Annotated in this window: 16 protein-coding genes; 9 read left to right on the plus strand and 7 right to left on the minus strand. The window is 68.1% G+C overall.

Translation table 11 applies throughout. The annotated features are described in order from the left end of the window. Window positions 1-57: 57 nt before the first annotated feature. Window positions 58-2,043 (minus strand): chromosomal replication initiator protein DnaA, encoded by a 1,986-nt coding sequence (gene dnaA, locus ABZT06_RS31965; protein ID WP_355748700.1) that lies wholly within the window; start codon window positions 2,041-2,043, stop codon window positions 58-60. A 383-nt stretch (window positions 2,044-2,426) separates the two neighbouring features. Here dnaA and rpmH point away from each other — a divergent pair, with 383 nt between their 5' ends. From rpmH to ABZT06_RS32010, 9 genes are all read left to right on the plus strand, one after another. Next, window positions 2,427-2,564, plus strand: a complete 138-nt coding sequence (gene rpmH, locus ABZT06_RS31970) for a 50S ribosomal protein L34 (RefSeq protein WP_005482975.1) — start codon at window positions 2,427-2,429, stop codon at window positions 2,562-2,564. 21 nt (window positions 2,565-2,585) lie between these two features. After that, window positions 2,586-2,957 (plus strand): ribonuclease P protein component, encoded by a 372-nt coding sequence (rnpA, locus tag ABZT06_RS31975; RefSeq protein WP_059208182.1) that lies wholly within the window; start codon window positions 2,586-2,588, stop codon window positions 2,955-2,957. Continuing rightward, window positions 2,954-3,304 carry a membrane protein insertion efficiency factor YidD gene (yidD, locus tag ABZT06_RS31980; RefSeq protein WP_037707204.1) on the plus strand — a complete coding sequence of 117 codons (351 nt, stop codon included), beginning with the start codon at window positions 2,954-2,956 and terminating at the stop codon, window positions 3,302-3,304. Before rnpA ends, yidD begins: the two co-directional genes overlap by 4 nt. Before the next feature lie 3 nt (window positions 3,305-3,307). After that, window positions 3,308-4,594 (plus strand): membrane protein insertase YidC, encoded by a 1,287-nt coding sequence (gene yidC, locus ABZT06_RS31985; protein ID WP_355748706.1) that lies wholly within the window; start codon window positions 3,308-3,310, stop codon window positions 4,592-4,594. A gap of 15 nt (window positions 4,595-4,609) precedes the next feature. Continuing rightward, entirely contained in the window at window positions 4,610-5,122 is a 513-nt protein-coding gene (locus ABZT06_RS31990) for a R3H domain-containing nucleic acid-binding protein (RefSeq protein ID WP_355748709.1), read from the plus strand. 118 nt (window positions 5,123-5,240) lie between these two features. After that, window positions 5,241-5,957: a 16S rRNA (guanine(527)-N(7))-methyltransferase RsmG gene (rsmG, locus tag ABZT06_RS31995; RefSeq protein WP_355748712.1), complete on the plus strand. Its 717-nt coding sequence runs from the start codon at window positions 5,241-5,243 to the stop codon at window positions 5,955-5,957. Window positions 5,958-6,222: 265 nt separating this feature from the next. Beyond that, window positions 6,223-7,296, plus strand: coding sequence for a ParA family protein (locus ABZT06_RS32000; protein WP_164433038.1), 1,074 nt, complete (start codon window positions 6,223-6,225; stop codon window positions 7,294-7,296). After that, window positions 7,293-8,390 carry a ParB/RepB/Spo0J family partition protein gene (locus ABZT06_RS32005; protein WP_355748715.1) on the plus strand — a complete coding sequence of 366 codons (1,098 nt, stop codon included), beginning with the start codon at window positions 7,293-7,295 and terminating at the stop codon, window positions 8,388-8,390. The genes ABZT06_RS32000 and ABZT06_RS32005 overlap by 4 nt, the downstream gene beginning before the upstream one ends. A gap of 323 nt (window positions 8,391-8,713) precedes the next feature. Next, window positions 8,714-9,331: a GNAT family N-acetyltransferase gene (locus tag ABZT06_RS32010; protein WP_355748718.1), complete on the plus strand. Its 618-nt coding sequence runs from the start codon at window positions 8,714-8,716 to the stop codon at window positions 9,329-9,331. A 52-nt stretch (window positions 9,332-9,383) separates the two neighbouring features. Here ABZT06_RS32010 and trxA read toward each other — a convergent pair whose 3' ends face one another. The 6 genes from trxA to murJ all read right to left on the minus strand — a co-directional run bounded on the left by trxA (window position 9,384) and on the right by murJ (window position 16,611). Continuing rightward, entirely contained in the window at window positions 9,384-9,716 is a 333-nt protein-coding gene (gene trxA, locus ABZT06_RS32015) for a thioredoxin (RefSeq protein ID WP_003991504.1), read from the minus strand. A 44-nt stretch (window positions 9,717-9,760) separates the two neighbouring features. Continuing rightward, entirely contained in the window at window positions 9,761-10,729 is a 969-nt protein-coding gene (gene trxB, locus ABZT06_RS32020) for a thioredoxin-disulfide reductase (RefSeq protein WP_266562422.1), read from the minus strand. Between the two features lie 167 nt (window positions 10,730-10,896). After that, window positions 10,897-11,793, minus strand: a complete 897-nt coding sequence (locus ABZT06_RS32025; RefSeq protein WP_355748723.1) for a hypothetical protein — start codon at window positions 11,791-11,793, stop codon at window positions 10,897-10,899. After that, the gene (gene sigM / locus ABZT06_RS32030) at window positions 11,790-12,515 is read right to left on the minus strand and encodes an RNA polymerase sigma factor SigM (protein ID WP_355748726.1); all 726 of its coding nucleotides are present in this window, start codon (window positions 12,513-12,515) and stop codon (window positions 11,790-11,792) included. Before sigM ends, ABZT06_RS32025 begins: the two co-directional genes overlap by 4 nt. 17 nt (window positions 12,516-12,532) lie before the next feature. Beyond that, window positions 12,533-14,221 carry a protein kinase family protein gene (locus ABZT06_RS32035; protein ID WP_355748729.1) on the minus strand — a complete coding sequence of 563 codons (1,689 nt, stop codon included), beginning with the start codon at window positions 14,219-14,221 and terminating at the stop codon, window positions 12,533-12,535. A gap of 119 nt (window positions 14,222-14,340) precedes the next feature. After that, window positions 14,341-16,611 (minus strand): murein biosynthesis integral membrane protein MurJ, encoded by a 2,271-nt coding sequence (gene murJ, locus ABZT06_RS32040; RefSeq protein WP_355748731.1) that lies wholly within the window; start codon window positions 16,609-16,611, stop codon window positions 14,341-14,343. Window positions 16,612-16,640 lie beyond the last annotated feature (29 nt).

The following is a 16,640-nucleotide window of genomic DNA, read 5'->3' on the forward strand; positions in this document are numbered from 1 at the left end:
CTTGCGACTTCGGCCAAGGCCCTCGCGGACCATGGCCTCGGGCCGCCGTGGCCGACCTCAGCCGTTCTTGATGCGGTTCGTCAGCTCGGTCACCTGGTTGTAGATGGAGCGCCGCTCGGCCATCAGATTGCGGATCTTGCGGTCCGCGTGCATCACCGTCGTGTGGTCGCGGCCGCCGAACAGCGCGCCGATCTTGGGCAGCGAGAGGTCCGTCAGCTCGCGGCACAGGTACATGGCGATCTGGCGGGCCGTGACGAGCGCCCGCCCGCGCGAGGTGCCGCACAGGTCCTCGACGGTCAGGCCGAAGTAGTCCGCCGTGGCGCTCATGATGGCCGTCGAGGTGATCTCCGGGGCCGAGTCCTCCCCGCCGGGGATCAGGTCCTTCAGGACGATCTCGGTCAGGCCCAGGTCCACCGGCTGCCGGTTCAGCGACGCGAACGCCGTCACCCGGATCAGCGCGCCCTCCAGCTCGCGGATGTTGCGCGAGATGCGGGAGGCGATGAACTCCAGTACCTCCGGCGGCGCGTTGAGCTGCTCCTGGACCGCCTTCTTGCGCAGGATCGCGATCCGCGTCTCCAGCTCGGGCGGCTGGACGTCGGTGATCAGGCCCCACTCGAAACGGTTCCTCAGCCGGTCCTCCAGCGTCACCAGCTGCTTCGGCGGCCGGTCGCTGGACAGCACGATCTGCTTGTTGGCGTTGTGGAGCGTGTTGAAGGTGTGGAAGAACTCCTCCTGCGTCGACTCCTTGTCCGCCAGGAACTGGATGTCGTCGACGAGCAGGATGTCCATCTCGCGGTAGCGCTTGCGGAAGCTGTCGCCCTTGCCGTCGCGGATGGAGTTGATGAACTCGTTGGTGAACTCCTCCGAGCTCACGTACCGCACACGCGTGCCCGGGTAGAGGCTGCGCGCGTAGTGCCCGATCGCGTGCAGCAGGTGGGTCTTGCCGAGGCCCGACTCCCCGTAGATGAAGAGGGGGTTGTAGGCCTTGGCCGGAGCCTCGGCGACCGCCACCGCGGCCGCGTGGGCGAAGCGGTTGGATGCGCCGATGACGAACGTGTCGAAGAGGTACTTCGGGTTCAGTCGCGCCGTGGGCTCACCAGGGCCCGTCGCCGGCGCGGGCTGCGCGGCCAGCGGGCCGGGGGCACCGGTGGTGGGCAGGTTGGAGCCGACCGGGCCGCCGCGGTGCACATGACCGGAGTTGGAGGGCGGATCGGACAGCTCCCGGCGGGCGTCGCGCTGGTCGTAGTCGGACCGGGGCTGGTCGTAGTCGGGACGCGGCTTGTCGTAGTCAGGCCGCTTGTCGTAGTCGGAGCGCTGGTCGTAGTCGGTGCGTGGGCCGTCGTAGGGCGGGCGCTCCATCTGCTGCGGGCGGTAGTCCTGCGACGGCGGGCCGTACGAGTCCTGCGGGTACGGCTCCTGCGGATAGGGCTCCTGCGACGGCGACGCGTACGGGTCGCGCTCCGGGAAGCCGAGGCGCTGCTGCTGCCAGCTGTACTCGTCCTGCGCCGGCCGCGGCCAGGCGCCGGGCTCGGGGCGCTGGTACTCCGAGGGGTAGGCGGGGCGCGCGGTCGGGAGCTGGTCCGGGCGGGGTGCGTGGTCGTTCTGTTGTCCGGGGCGTTGCTCGCCGCGGCCGGGGCGGGAGGGGTCGGCACGGTGACGGCCGTAGCCCTCGTACTGGTTGTCGTACTGGCCGGAGGGGAGCTCCGGCTCCTCGTAGCGCGGCTGGGGCCGGGGGGCCGGAGGCGTGGGGGGTGCCGGGGGTTCGCCCGCGGAGTCGTCGACGGTGATCGCGATGCGGATCGGGCGGCCGCACTCGCGGCTCAGGGTCTCGCTGACGGCCGGGGCCAGTCGGCCCTCCAGTACGCCTTTCGCAAATTCGTTCGGTACGGCGAGCAGGGCGGTGTCGGCGACCAGAGCGAGCGGCTGGCAGCGCCGGATCCAGTGCTCGTCCTTCGCCTCCACACCCTGTACGCGGCCCTCGCCGAGAAGCTGCTCGAGTACGCGTGGCCACACTGCGGCAAGATCGGCAGGTACGTCAGCCACAGGGCACGCTCTCTCACGGGTCCCACGAACGTGTGGTTGTGGGACGAGTTGGGATTCAGATGGGGTGGAGCCGAAACAGAGGGGTCAAAGGAACGAATCGGAGTTCAGCCACGGTAGTCAGGGCGACGGGTGCGGTTCAAGTTGTTGTCCCCAGCCTGTGGATAGTGTCTCCCGGTGACCACTGGTTTGACCGGATGGCGTAGCCGCGCGTACCGTAACCAGGTCGAGTTGTCGATGGCTGCTGCCGCCTGCCTCCGATGGGCACAGATCGCGTCAGGTGATCGGTAAGCGGTGCACACGGGCGTAACTGCGAGCTACTCGTGGGCGCACGGTGACAGCCAGGACGGCACCCGCCACCACCGATTGATTTCTGGAGCCCCCGAGTGAGCAAGCGCACCTTCCAGCCGAACAACCGTCGTCGTGCCAAGACCCACGGCTTCCGTCTGCGGATGCGTACCCGTGCCGGCCGCGCGATCCTGGCGAACCGCCGCAGCAAGGGTCGCGCGAGCCTGTCCGCCTGATCCCGGTCAGGTCATGCCGTCGTGCTGCCCACCGAGAACCGGCTGAGGCGGCGCGAGGACTTCGCGACCGCAGTACGACGAGGGCGCCGGGCCGGACGCCCGTCCCTCGTCGTCCATTTTCGTAGCGGTGCCACGGACCCGCACGCGCCTGGGGAGAGCGCTCCCCCGACGCGTGCGGGTTTCGTCGTGAGCAAGGCCGTGGGCGGCGCGGTCGTGCGCAACAAGGTGAAGCGCAGACTGCGTCACCTGATGCGCGACAGGGTCGCTCTGTTTCCCCCCGGTAGCCTGGTAGTAGTACGAGCGCTGCCCGAGGCGGGCGACGCTGATCACGAACAGCTGGCCCGAGACCTGGATGCCGCCGTTCAGCGGCTGCTGGGAGGGGGCGCACGATGAAGTACCCGCTGCTGGCGCTGATCAAGCTGTACCAGTGGACCATCAGCCCGCTGCTGGGGCCGGTGTGCAAGTACTACCCGTCGTGCTCCCACTACGGCTACCAGGCCATCGACCGGCACGGTGCGATCAAGGGAACGGCACTCACCGCCTGGCGCATCCTGCGGTGCAATCCGTGGTCGCTGGGCGGTGTGGACCATGTCCCGCCGCGCAAGCGTCCGCGGTGGCACGAAATGCTGCGTAACGCCTGGCGTGCACGTAGGGGCGGGCCCTCCGCCGCCTCGGCCACCGAGGGACAGACTCCTTCGAGCCCGGCCGCAGAGACTCCGTCCCATGCCCAAGGAGCATGATTAGTGGACACGATTGCCAGTCTTTTCAGCTTCATCACGACACCCGTCTCCTGGGTCATCGTTCAGTTCCACACGGTGTACGGCAAGATCTTCGGCCCTGACACCGGGTGGGCCTGGGGCCTGTCGATCGTGTCCCTCGTGATCCTGATCCGTATCTGCCTGATCCCGCTCTTCGTGAAGCAGATCAAGTCGACGCGGGCCATGCAGACGCTCCAGCCCGAGATGAAGAAGATCCAGGAGCGCTACAAGAACGACAAGCAGCGTCAGTCCGAAGAGATGATGAAGCTGTACAAGGAGACGGGCACCAACCCGCTCTCCTCGTGCCTTCCCATCCTGGCGCAGTCCCCGTTCTTCTTCGCCCTGTATCACGTCCTCAACGGCATCGCGACGGGCGACACCATCGGTGTCATCAACGAATCGCTGCTGGCCAGCGCCCGTAAGGCGCACATCTTCGGGGCCCCGCTGGCCGCGAAGTTCAAGGACGGCTCCGCCACCGTCCAGGCGCTGGGCGCCACGGTCACCGACGTGCGGGTCGTCACCGCGGTCATGATCGTCATGATGTCGGCGTCGCAGTTCTACACACAGCGCCAGCTGATGACGAAGAACGTCGACACCACGGTCAAGACGCCGTTCATGCAGCAGCAGAAGATGCTGATGTACGTCTTCCCGGTCATGTTCGCCGTCTTCGGCATCAACTTCCCCGTCGGTGTTCTCGTCTACTGGCTGACCACCAACGTGTGGACCATGGGCCAGCAGATGTACGTCATCCACAACAACCCGACCCCGGGTTCGAAGGCCCAGGCCGCCTACCTCGAGCGCCTCACCAAGCACGTCACGAACCACGGCAAGGCCCGCAAGCGCAGTGAGCGCACCATCATCAAGGCGATCGTCGCCAAGGGCCGTGACCGCAACGAGTTCGAGCGCAAGTTCATCAACGGTCTGAACAAGGCGGGCCTCGCGGCGCAGGCCGACGGCTCGGTCATCCAGAGTGATTCCCAGGCCGCGGTCCAGACCGAGGACGGTTCGCCGGCGAGCGCGGCGGCTCCCAAGCGTCAGCAGCCCAAGCGGCAGAGCAAGTCCCAGCGGCAGTCGGGGGCGGCTTCGGTCGGCTCGAAGGCGGCCGGTGACGACCAGCCGTCGGAGCCGACCTCGCTGAGCAAGTCCGACGAGCCCGAGGACGCCAAGCCCGCCGCTCCCGCCAAGAAGCAGCCCGGCGGCGGTACCCGCAGCAAGGCCCAGTCCGGACAGCGCAAGGGTCCGCAGCGGCCCAAGTCCCCGTCCAAGAAGTAAGAAGGAGTCCATCCCGTGACGGAAGGCACCACCTCCGCCGCTGCCGAGGGTGCAGACACCCTGACCCGCCTGGAGCAGGAGGGCGAGATCGCGGCGGACTACCTCGAGGGTCTGCTCGACATCGCCGATCTCGACGGCGACATCGATATGGACGTCGAGGCCGACCGCGCCGCTGTCTCGATCATCAGCGACGCGGGCGGCCGTGATCTGCAGAAGCTGGTCGGTCGTGACGGCGAGGTGCTGGAAGCCCTGCAGGAGCTCACCCGCCTTGCTGTGCACCGGGAGACCGGGGACCGCAGCCGGCTGATGCTGGACATCGGCGGTTACCGGGCCAAGAAGCGCGCGGAGCTCTCCGAGCTGGGCGCCAAGGCCGCCGCCGAGGTGAAGAGCACCGGCGAGTCCGTGAAGCTCGACCCGATGACGCCGTTCGAGCGCAAGGTCGTGCACGACGCGATCAAGGCCGCCGGGCTGCGCAGCGAGTCCGAAGGCGAGGAGCCGCAGCGCTTCGTCGTCGTGCTTCCCGCCTGATCGGTCCGTACGTTCCTCCGGCCCCGTCTGTAGAGCAGGCGGGGCCGAACTTTGTCAGCCTGATAGTTCTGATGGTCGGCGCCCGGTGCGCTGATGCGGTACGGAAGGACGGTTCCCCGTGACGGAGGCAGCGGAGCTTCCCCCCGCGCCCGAAGAGGCGCGCGAGGTGTTCGGCGATCGCTTCGAGGACGCGGTGCGCTACGCCGAGCTGCTCGCTGAGGCGGGTGTGCAGCGCGGTCTCATCGGCCCCCGTGAAGTGCCCCGCCTGTGGGAGCGGCATCTACTGAACTGCGCGGTTCTCTCGGAGGTCGTCCCCGAGGGGGTGACGGTGTGCGACGTCGGCTCCGGTGCCGGTCTGCCCGGCATCCCTCTGGCCCTCGTCCGCGAGGACCTGAAGATCACGCTGCTGGAGCCGCTGTTGAGGCGGACGACCTTCCTGACGGAGGTTGTGGAACTGCTGGGCCTGGACCATGTGACGGTCGTGCGGGGCCGCGCCGAGGAAGTCATGGGCAAGCTGACCCCCGTGCATGTGGTGACGGCGCGGGCCGTGGCCCCGCTGGACCGGCTGGCGACGTGGGGTGTGCCGCTGCTGCGTCCCTACGGCGAGATGCTCGCGCTGAAGGGCGACACCGCGGAGGAGGAGCTCAAGGCGGCAGGTACTGCCCTGAGTAAGCTCGGCGCCGTGGGGACCTCCATCCTGCATGTGGGTGAGGGCGTGGTCGATCCGCTGTCCACGGTGGTGAGGGTCGAGGTCGGGGAGAGTCCCGGCGGTGTACGTTTTGCGGCCAAGCGCGCCAAGGCGGCCCGTACCGGCCGAACGCGTCGACGTCGCTGATCCGTCCTGACGACGAGACGTACTCCACACAAGCTGCCCAACCTATGCATGCCGGAGTGTCGCGGCAGAACGGGCACGGCTGCCCTGCATCGTGTTTCACGTGAAACGTCGCTCACTGCTGCACGGCATCATCAGCCGGGGCCGCGCCGCGGCCGAACCCCGCGACCGGAAGCCTCTCGGGTCACTCGGAGAGGTAACGGAGTTGTCCACAGAGGTGGATTTCTCCACAGAACAACAGGCCTCACTGGTTCACGACCCCGAAGACATGGGAGGCTCTGTTCATTGCGAGCCTGAAGTCGAGGAGAGTGAATCCTTGCGGTCCGACGCCAACATCGCGGGACCGATGACCGATCCGGTCCCCGGTCCCCGAACCGAGTCGATGGGGGACGATGTTTCACGTGAAACACCGCCCCCGATGGACGACACTCCGATCGGTCGTGCTGCCCAACTGGCGGTAGAGGCTCTTGGCCGTGCCGGCGAGGGCCTGCCACGGCCTGAGCAGACCCGGATCATGGTCGTCGCCAACCAGAAGGGCGGGGTGGGCAAGACGACGACGACCGTCAATCTTGCTGCTTCGCTGGCTCTGCACGGCGGCCGTGTCCTGGTGATCGACCTCGATCCCCAGGGCAACGCATCCACCGCGCTGGGGATCGACCACCACGCCGAAGTCCCGTCCATCTATGACGTCCTGGTCGAGAGCAGGCCACTGGCGGAGGTCGTCCAGCCGGTCCCTGATGTCGAAGGTCTCTTCTGCGCCCCCGCCACCATCGATCTCGCCGGTGCGGAGATCGAGCTGGTGTCCCTGGTGGCACGTGAGAGCCGACTGCAGCGCGCCATCCAGGCGTACGAGCAGCCTCTGGATTACATCCTCATCGACTGTCCGCCCTCGCTCGGCCTGCTGACGGTCAATGCGCTCGTGGCCGGTGCGGAGGTCCTCATCCCGATCCAGTGCGAGTACTACGCACTGGAGGGCCTCGGGCAGCTGCTGCGCAACGTCGATCTCGTGCGGGGCCACCTCAACCCCACCTTGCACGTATCGACCATCCTGCTCACCATGTACGACGGCCGGACGCGTCTCGCGTCCCAGGTAGCGGACGAGGTGCGCACCCACTTCGGCGACGAGGTGCTGCGGACGAGCATTCCCCGCTCGGTCCGTATCTCCGAGGCGCCGAGTTATGGACAGACGGTGCTGACCTACGATCCAGGATCGAGCGGTGCCCTGTCGTACCTTGAGGCGGCGCGAGAGATCGCGTTGAAGGGTGTCGGCGTCAGCTATGACCCGACGCAGGCGCACATCGGCGCACAGAGCAACCCGAGCATGGTGGAGGGGATCCAGTGAGCGAGCGACGGAGGGGTTTGGGCCGTGGTCTCGGCGCACTGATCCCGGCTGCCCCGACGGAGAAGACGCCGACTCCGGCGGCGATGGGAGGCGCTGGTTCAGCGTCTCCGACATCGGTCCCGGTGCTGACGACCGACCGTGGAGTGGCCGCGGCGAAGGTGGCTACGCTGCCACCTGTTTCACATGAAACCGAGGTGCCGGTCAACGGCTACGAGGAGGCGCCCGCGCCTCCCATGGGCGCCCACTTCGCGGAACTCCCCCTCGACTCCATCACGCCGAACCCGCGCCAGCCGCGTGAGGTCTTCGACGATGACGCGCTCCAGGAACTGGTCACTTCCATCAAGGAAGTCGGGCTCCTTCAGCCGGTCGTCGTGCGACAGGTCGGTCCCGCCCGCTACGAGCTCATCATGGGCGAGCGGCGCTGGCGGGCCAGCCGTGAGGCCGGCTTGGAGGCGATCCCCGCGATCGTGCGGGCCACGGACGACGACAAGCTTCTCCTGGACGCCCTCCTGGAGAACCTGCATCGTGCTCAGTTGAACCCGCTGGAAGAGGCAGCCGCCTACGACCAGTTGCTGAAGGACTTCAACTGCACGCACGACCAGCTGGCGGACCGCATCGGCCGGTCCCGTCCGCAGGTCTCCAACACCCTGCGTCTGCTGAAGCTCTCGCCGGCGGTGCAGCGGCGAGTGGCCGCCGGAGTGCTCTCCGCCGGACACGCTCGTGCCCTGCTCTCCGTCGAGGACTCTGAGGAGCAGGACCGGCTGGCCCACCGGATCGTGGCCGAGGGACTCTCGGTGCGTGCGGTCGAGGAGATCGTGACCCTCATGGGGTCGCGGCCGCAGACCGCCCAGCGTTCCAAGGGACCGCGTGCCGGTGCCCGCGTCTCTCCGGCGCTGACCGACCTCGCGACCCGCCTCTCGGACCGCTTCGAGACCCGGGTGAAGGTCGACCTGGGGCAGAAGAAGGGCAAGATCACCGTCGAGTTCGCCTCGATGGAGGACCTCGAACGCATCCTCAGCTCCCTCGCTCCCGGCGAGGGACCGGTTCTGCAGAAGAGCCTGCTGGACGGTGGGGCCGAGGAGACGGAAAGCTGAGCCAGGCCTCGCCAGGGTGACACTGCCCGGCGAAGCATGAAGAGCGGGCGGTGTCCGGTGCGTCCCGGAACACGGCCCGCTCTTTGCTTTCAGGCGGTATCGATGGAATCGCTGTGTGGATACGATGCGAATGGGTGCGGCACATCCACCCGGCACCTCTGAGGGGAGGCAGGGGCCATGCGAACGATGAGCCGAAGCGGACTGGTGAGCGCGGGCCTGGGACTGGGGGCGGTCGGCGGATTCGTCGGCAGCCTGCTCAGGGAACGGAGCGCTCTGACGGCCGCCCGCGATGCGGCGGGCGAAGGAAGCGAGGATCAGCCTTCATGGGGCGTCGGCTCGTACCGCTCACGCTGGACAACCTTCAGGACCTACCCCGGCGTTGCCGCTCGTGTGTCTTCTGGGAGTTGGACCCCGTCAGCGGAGAAGCCGCGGTAAAGGCGGGAACACCAGCTCTGGAGAAGGAAGCCTGGATCTCCGCCGTCCTGCTGGACTGGGGTTCGTGCGGCCGGGTCGTCTACGTCGATGACGTACCGGTCGGCTTCGTCCTGTACGCGCCTCCCGCGTACGTTCCTCGCTCCACGGCGTTTCCCACGAGCCCTGTCTCTCCGGACGCCGTTCAGCTGATGACGTCGTTCATCATGCCGGGCTATCAGGGGCAGGGGCTGGGCCGGGTGATGGTGCAGACGGTCGCCAAGGACCTGCTGCGGCGGGGTTTCAAGGCCATCGAGGCTTTCGGAGACGCTCGTTGGAAGGAACCCGCCTGCCTGCTTCCTGCGGACCATCTCCTCGCCGTGGGCTTCAAGACGGTCAGACCCCATCCCACGTATCCGCGACTGAGGCTGGAGCTTCGGACCACGCTCTCCTGGAAGGAAGATGTGGAGATGGCACTGGACCGGCTTCTCGGGGCGGTACAGAAGGAACCGGCGCTGCGCCCCCTGTAATGCGATGGGGCCGACCCCTTCGGGTCGGCCCCATCGTGTTTCACGTGAAACATCACTCGGCGATGAAGTCCTCGAGGTCGCGCACGATCGCGGCCTTCGGCTTGGCGCCGACGATGGTTTTGGCGACCTCGCCACCCTGGTACACGTTCAGCGTCGGGATGGACATGACGCCGTACTTGGCGGCCGTACCCGGGTTCTCGTCGATGTTCAGCTTGACGACCTCGATCTTGTCGCCGTACTCGGCGGCGATCGCCTCAAGGGACGGCGCGATCTGACGGCACGGTCCGCACCAGGCGGCCCAGAAGTCCACCAGGACGGGCTTGTCGCTCTTCAGGACGTCCTGCTCGAAGGAATCGTCGGTCACATTCTTCAGGGTGCCGGCCACGGCGGGCTCCTTAACTGGGTTGGTGCGGTGGGGCGGGATGGGGGTCAGACAGCGGTCTTCTCGGGCTCGGCCTTCTCTTCGTCCGCGAGGGCGGCGAGGAAGCGCTCTGCGTCGAGAGCGGCGGAACAGCCGGTGCCGGCCGCGGTGATCGCCTGGCGGTAGGTGTGGTCGACCACGTCACCGGCGCCGAAGACACCGGTCAGGTTGGTGCGGGTCGAAGGTGCTTCCACCTTCAGGTAGCCCTCACCGTCCAGCTCGAGCTGGCCCTTGAAGAGCTCGGTGCGCGGGTCGTGGCCGATCGCGATGAACAGGCCGGTGACCGCCAGGTCCGAGAGTTCGCCGGTTTTGAGGTTGCGCAACTTCAGTCCGGAGAGCTTCGGGTCTCCCTGGATTTCGGCGACCTCGCTGTCCCAGACGAACTTGATCTTCGGGTCGGCGAAGGCGCGCTCCTGCATCGCCTTGGAGGCGCGCAGAGTGTCACGGCGGTGGACGATCGTCACGGACTTGGCGAAGCGGGAGAGGAAGGTCGCCTCCTCCATCGCGGTGTCACCGCCGCCGATCACAGCGATGTCCTGGTCCTTGAAGAAGAAGCCGTCACAGGTGGCGCACCATGAGACACCGCGTCCGGAGAGGGCGTCCTCGTTCGGCAGGCCGAGCTTGCGGTGCTGCGAGCCGGTGGTGACGATCACGGCCTTCGCCCGGTGGACCGTGCCCGAGGTGTCGGTGACGGTCTTGATCTCGCCGGTCAGGTCGACGCTGACGATGTCGTCCGGGACGAGCTCGGCACCGAAACGCTCCGCCTGGGCGCGCATGTTGTCCATGAGCTCGGGGCCCATGATGCCGTCCTGGAAGCCGGGGAAGTTCTCCACCTCGGTGGTGTTCATCAGCGCGCCACCGGCGGTGACGGCGCCCTCGAACACCAGCGGCTTCAGCGACGCGCGCGCGGTGTAGAGCGCCGCCGTGTAGCCGGCGGGCCCGGAGCCGATGATGATCACGTTACGGACGTCGCTCACGGCTTGGTTCCTCGTCTCTGGACTGCGTCGTCGGACCGGTGGAGCCCACTCAGAACTCTCACCCCACCCAACGGATCCTAAGGGGCGCGCATTCCCGGTGTGTCCGGGCACACGGAGAGGCCACACCGTACGCATTGCCACGCAGGGCGGAGACGAAGCGTGAGGGCTCAGGAGCGCGTGTAGGACTGCTTCAGCAGAACCTTCGCGGTGCCGGTCGGTGCGTTCTTCACGCACGACGCATCCACGATGTAGGCAGTGACGCGGGTGCTGTCGGAAGGGTCGCGTAGCACGACGAGAAGCGCGTCCGTGCCCTTGTAGACACCGTCCTCGGTCGCGAGCGGCGCGTCGCTGGTGTGAATGCCGTTCTGGATGCACCGGGGAACCTCGGGCGTCACCAGGATGCGGGGATTCCCGGAGTCCGGGACCTTCTCCGCGCCCATGCTGGTGTGCGGAGCCCGGGATCCGCCGCTCGTACTCTGCTTCTCGGTGAGAAGGTCCGAGACCTGCTTCTCGAGTCCGCTCGCGGAGAAGGAGTCGGGGGAGGCGGTCGCCTGTCCGTGTGCCGCGTCGGTCGGCTTGCCGTCGTCCAACGTCGACAGCAGCACGGAGCCGAATCCCAGGGCGGCGACGGTGAAGACGGCGCCGAGGACGGCAACCTTGCGCCGTCCGTTCCTCTTGCGGTCCTTGCGGCCGGGGCCGGTGGTGGCCGAACGGGCGTGTCCCGTGGGGCGGTCGGCCGTGGGCGAGGTTTCACGTGAAACATGTGCCGTCTCGACCGGCGCCGGTGCGTTCACGGCCTCGGGAGCGGTTGCCTGCAGGAGAGCTTCCGCGGCGAGGGCGGCGTCGATCCTGCCGGCGACATCGGCGGGCATACGCGGTGGGCCCGGCAGTGTTCCGAGCAGTCCGCGGATCTCCTCCAGCGACGCGTGTACGTCCGCGCAGAGTTCGCACTCGTCGAGATGCCGACGTAGGTCCGCGGTCCTGGAGGCGGGGAGAATGCCTTCGGTGAGGTCGGAGATCTCCGCGACGTCCGGGTGCCCGGCTGTGTCTGTCGTGGAAGTCACGCTCGCCCACCTCCGCCCTTCACTGCAGCTGAATCGCTTGATCCTGAATCCGGCGGGCCCTCTGACGGAGGTCCCGCTGCGGGTGGGACGGATGTCCCCTGCGTGCGGTTCCGTCCAGCGCTCGCTTCTCTCACGCCTCCGGTTCTTTCCGGCCGGAGATGAGTGAGAAGGGGCAGGAGTCTGGCTCTGCCTCGGGCGCAGCGGCTCTTCACCGTCCCCGTCGGCACATCGAGCACGCGGGCGGCTTCGGCGACCGGATACCCCTGCATGTCGACGAGGACGAGGGCGGCGCGCTGGTCGGGCGGGAGCGTGCCGAGGGCCTCCAGGAGCTGGCGGTGGAGGTCGTTGCGCTCCGCGGGCGCCGAGGCGGACTCGTGCGGCTCCAGGAGCTGCTCCAGGCGCTCGGTGTCGTCCACGGGAGATGTCTTGCGGGAGGCCGCCTTCCTGGCCCGGTCCAGGCAGGCGTTCACCGTGATCCGGTGCAGCCAGGTCGTGACCGCGGACTGACCCCGGAAGGTGTGTGCGGCCCTGTAGGCGGACACCAGGGCGTCCTGAACGGCGTCAGCTGCTTCCTCACGGTCTCCGAGCGTGCGGAGGGCAACGGCCCAGAGCCGATCGCGGTGCCGCCGGACGAGCTCACCGAAGGCGTCGGGGTCGCCTTCCACATGACGGGCCAGGAGATCCTGATCGCTGGTGTCGCCGTACGCGGTGTCATCTGCCATCGGACCCCTCCTCAGCCTTAACTGGTGACCTTGATGTCCGCCACCCGGCCGCGGTAGGTGCCTTCCTCTGTCAGGGGCAGCTTGGTCAGCCAGACCAGAAGGTAGCGGGACTTCACGGTCTTGTCCGGCTTGAGCGGGACACCCGTACCGGAGCCCTCGGCGACCTTGGTGTAGGCGTCGAAGGTGGTCGGCCGGGAACTCGCGTCGCTTGAGGCGGCACGTAGTTCGACAGACGTGTCGCCCGTGAACGTGACGGTGACCTTGCCGATGTCCTGGACCTTGCCGAGATCGAGGATTATCCCGAGGCCCGGCTTGAGGTTCCCGAAGCGGGCACCCTGGTAGAAGTCCGTCTGCCAGTACGACGAGACGTCGTCGTCGTAGGCCTTCTTTATGTCGGTCGGCTTCTCGGATCCGTCGCCGAAGGGGTCGAAGTCGTACCCCTTGACGATGGCGATCGGAACGCTGGCAGGCTTCGTCGGGGTCTTGTCACCGTCGTCGGTCGTCTGGGTCTGGTTCTCGTCCGACGTGCCGCTCCGGTCCATCAGCGCGTCCGCAAGCTGCCAACTACCGAGACCGAGCGCGGCGATGAGGAGGGCAGAGACCGCCCACTTCAGGGCCCGGCCCGTGCGGCTCTGCAGCGGCGGTGGCGGGGCTGGGACGGGTTGGGTGACTCCGGGGTGCGGCGCCGGGCGGCCGTACGTGCCCTGCTGGTACGTCGTGCGCTGGTACTCGGGCGGGGCCGTGAACGCGGGCTCCGGCGGGCGGATGCGGGGCATCTCACCGATCGCCTTGACCAGTTCCTCGGGAGTGGTGCAAGCCGACTCGTGCCGTGAGGCGGTCGCACCGTCGTTGGCGAGCGCCCGCATGGACAGCTCGGACAGGCCACGGTGGACACCCGCCCGCACCTGGTCGGGTGCGATGAGACCGACGTCCTTGGGCAGACCGGCCAGACCGTAGGCGTCGTTCTCGTACGGCCAGCGCTGGGTGAGCGCCGCGTACAGGAGCGCGCCGATGGCCTCCGTGTCGGTGCGCTGCGGAGTCTCCGAACTGGCGCCTCGCAGCGCGGCATTCACGGCGAGGCCCCGGATGCGCCACTGCCCGCTCGACGTACGCAGGACCGCGTTCGGGTTCAGCCGCAGATGCGCGAGTCCCTCGCGGTGGGCCGCGGCCATGGCGGACGCCACCTGACTGACCATCTGGTAGGCGTCGTACACCTCCAGCGGGCCCAGGGCGAGGAGGGTGGTCAGTTCGGTTGCGTCGGGCAGCCACTCGTGGACGACGTAGACGAGGTCGTTCTCCTCGACGGCGTCCAGGACCTGGACGAAGCGCGGGTCACCCAGCAGCGCGGAGGAACGGGCCGCGGCCAGGACGGAACGCGCCCGCGCATGATCCGCGGGCAGGATGTGCACGCCGACGGCACGACGGAGTTTCTCGTCGACGGCCCGCCAACTGCTGAACCCGTCCAGACGGGTGACGCACTCCTCAAGCCGGTAGCGCCTGGCGAGTTTGTGGCCGCTGTGCAACTCCGGCGATGACGCTTTGCCAGGACTCTCGGTCCCGCCACTCCCCTGTGCCTCGACGTCTTCCGTGTCCCGCTCCCGGTTCTTGGCCACGCCGTCGGCCGTGGGCTGGTCCGCCTTGGCGGTCAGCGGTTCGTCACCGCTGTTGTCTGCCACGTCGACGGCAGCCGTGCTCCGTTCCGCCACCGTCGTTCCCTGCCTCCCCATTCATTGCGCGCCGTGCGACGCAGAATCCAATTGTGCCCACAGTCCGCCGCTATGCACGACACACGGTGGCGGACGATGGTTGTGCGCGTACCCCTGCCTCAGCGCCCCAGACGCCCCCGGACCATGCCGACCAGTGAGTTCAGCTCCTCGATACGCATCTTGCGTGCGGCGAGGAAGAAGATCCCGAGCAGGACCGCCCCACCCGCGATCAGAGCGGCGAACGAACCGACAACTCCCTGGCCGAGCGAGTGACCGATGCCGTAACAGACCGCCCCGCTGAGGAGCGCCGCCGGGACGGAGGCGATGCAGAGCCGGGCGTAGGTCCGCAGGACGCGGTTCCCGTCCAGGTCGCCGCCGAGCCGCTTGCGCAGTCGGTTCCAGGCGACGCCGACGCCGATCGCGTAGGCGAGACCGTACGAGGCGGCCATGCCGACCACGGCCCAGCGGGGCGGCAGCACGGCGTAACAGGCGGCGGAGGCAGCGGCGTTGACGGCTGCCACGATGACGGTGTTGTAGAAGGGCGTCCGGGTGTCCTCGTAGGCGTAGAAGGCGCGCAGGACGACGTACTGGACCGAATAGGGGATCAGCCCGAGGCCGAAGGCCATCAGCATGTAACCCATGTTCGTGGCGGCGCCGGTGCTGGAGGCACCGAAGATCAGCGTGCACATCGGGATGCCGAGTGAGAGGAAGCCGAAGGCGATGGGCACGATGGCGACCGCTGTGGTGCGCAAGCCCTGCGAGATGTCGTCGCGGACCGCGCCGGCGTCGTCCTCCGCGGCCGAACGGGAGATGCGCGGCAGCAGGGCGGCCATCAGCGAGACGGTGATGATGGCCTGCGGAAGGCCCCAGATCAGCTGGGCGTTGGCGTAGGCGCTGAAGCCGGTACCGGGGATCTTGGTGTCGGCGACGGCCGCGGTGGCGAGCTGGGTGACGACCAGGGCGCCCGCCTGATTGGCGAGGACGAAGAGGATGGTCCACTTCGCGAGCATCGCGGCCTTGCCGAGACCGTGGCCCTTCCAGTCGAAGCGCAGGCGCAGGCGGAACCCGGTCTCGCGCAGATACGGGATCATCGCGAGGGCTTGCACCACAAGGCCGAGCAGGATGCCCACGCCCAGCAGCCGCTGCCCCTCCGGCGGGATGGTCGTGACGCTCATCCCGGAGTGCCCGGCGGTGCCGTACACCCACAGGAACATCGCGAGCGTCACGATGATCACGATGTTGTTGAGGACCGGCGTCCACATCATCGCGCCGAACTTGCCGCGCGCGTTGAGGATCTGTCCCATCACCACGTGGATGCCCATGAAGAAGATGGAGGGCAGGAAGTAGCGGGTGAAGGTGATGGCTACGTCGTTGGCCGCGGGGTTGGTCGCCACCGGGTTCGACAGCGCACGCACCAGGAGCGGCGCGGCGAACATCGTGAGCGCGGTGAGCGCGGCGAGCGCCACCATGACGAGCGTCAGGAGCCGGTTCGCGAAGGCTTCGCCGCCGTCGTCGTCCTCCTTCATGGCGCGCACGAGCTGCGGCACGAAGACGGAGTTCAGACCACCGCCCACGGTGAGGATGTAGATCATGGTCGGCAGTTGGTAGGCCACCTGGAACGAGTCGCCCAGGAAGGCGGTGCCGAGCGCGGACACGATGAGTGCCGAGCGGATGAAGCCGGTCAGGCGCGAGACCATCGTGCCGGCCGCCATCACGGCGCTCGATTTCAGCAGCCCTGTTGCCTTGCCGCCCTTCTTCGCGGGGGCGGCAGGAGCTTCGGAGGCCACCGCAGCCGCAGCAGGCGCGGTGCCCAGGTTCATGGTCTCGTCGGCCGAGGGCGCAGGCGCCGCAAAAGCCTGGAGCTGCGGGGTCGGTGGCGGTCCGCCGGGGCCTGGCACGGACGGCGGATCCGTCGGTCGCCCGCCGCGCTGCTGCTGGTCGCGGAAGAGGTGCGCGAACGCGTCCGGCTCGTGGCGTTCCTCGCCGGCCTGGCTCACCAGGTCGTCGACGCCCACGAACTGGGTGGTACGAGGGTCGTCGCCGTACGGCAGGTATTGCGTGGGGCCCTCAGGCTCGGGCGCCGGGGTCTGCGCCCACACGTGCGGGTCCGGGGCGTAAGGAGACTGGGGCGGCTGGGAGTACAGCGGCTGCTGCGGCTGATGGGTGCCCGGGGGCGGCGGGGGATGCGCGGCCCGGTCGTACAGGGCCTCGGCGACCGGGTCCTGGGCATAGAGGTCCTGCGCCTGGTAGGGGTCCTGGTCGTAGGCGTCCTGGAGGTACATGTCCGCGGGAGCCTGCGGCGGCACCTGGCCATGCTCGGGCGGCGGCCCCTCGGGACGACCCGAGCTGTCCGCGCCCTGACCGCGATCACCGTCGTACGGCGCGTTCATGGTTACCCCACCTCATCGTCCCGGGCCCA

The organism is Streptomyces sp. NPDC005483 (genome assembly GCF_040606035.1).
Classification (GTDB): Bacteria; Actinomycetota; Actinomycetes; order Streptomycetales; family Streptomycetaceae; genus Streptomyces.

Coding starts and splice junctions, on each gene's coding strand:
- ABZT06_RS32010 (WP_355748718.1), top strand. CDS start 8,714: ATGGGGCGTCGGCTCGTACCGCTCACGCTGGACAACCTTCAGGACCTA.
- murJ (WP_355748731.1), bottom strand. CDS start 16,611: ATGAACGCGCCGTACGACGGTGATCGCGGTCAGGGCGCGGACAGCTCG.
- ABZT06_RS32000 (WP_164433038.1), top strand. CDS start 6,223: ATGGGAGGCTCTGTTCATTGCGAGCCTGAAGTCGAGGAGAGTGAATCC.
- yidD (WP_037707204.1), top strand. CDS start 2,954: ATGAAGTACCCGCTGCTGGCGCTGATCAAGCTGTACCAGTGGACCATC.
- sigM (WP_355748726.1), bottom strand. CDS start 12,515: ATGGCAGATGACACCGCGTACGGCGACACCAGCGATCAGGATCTCCTG.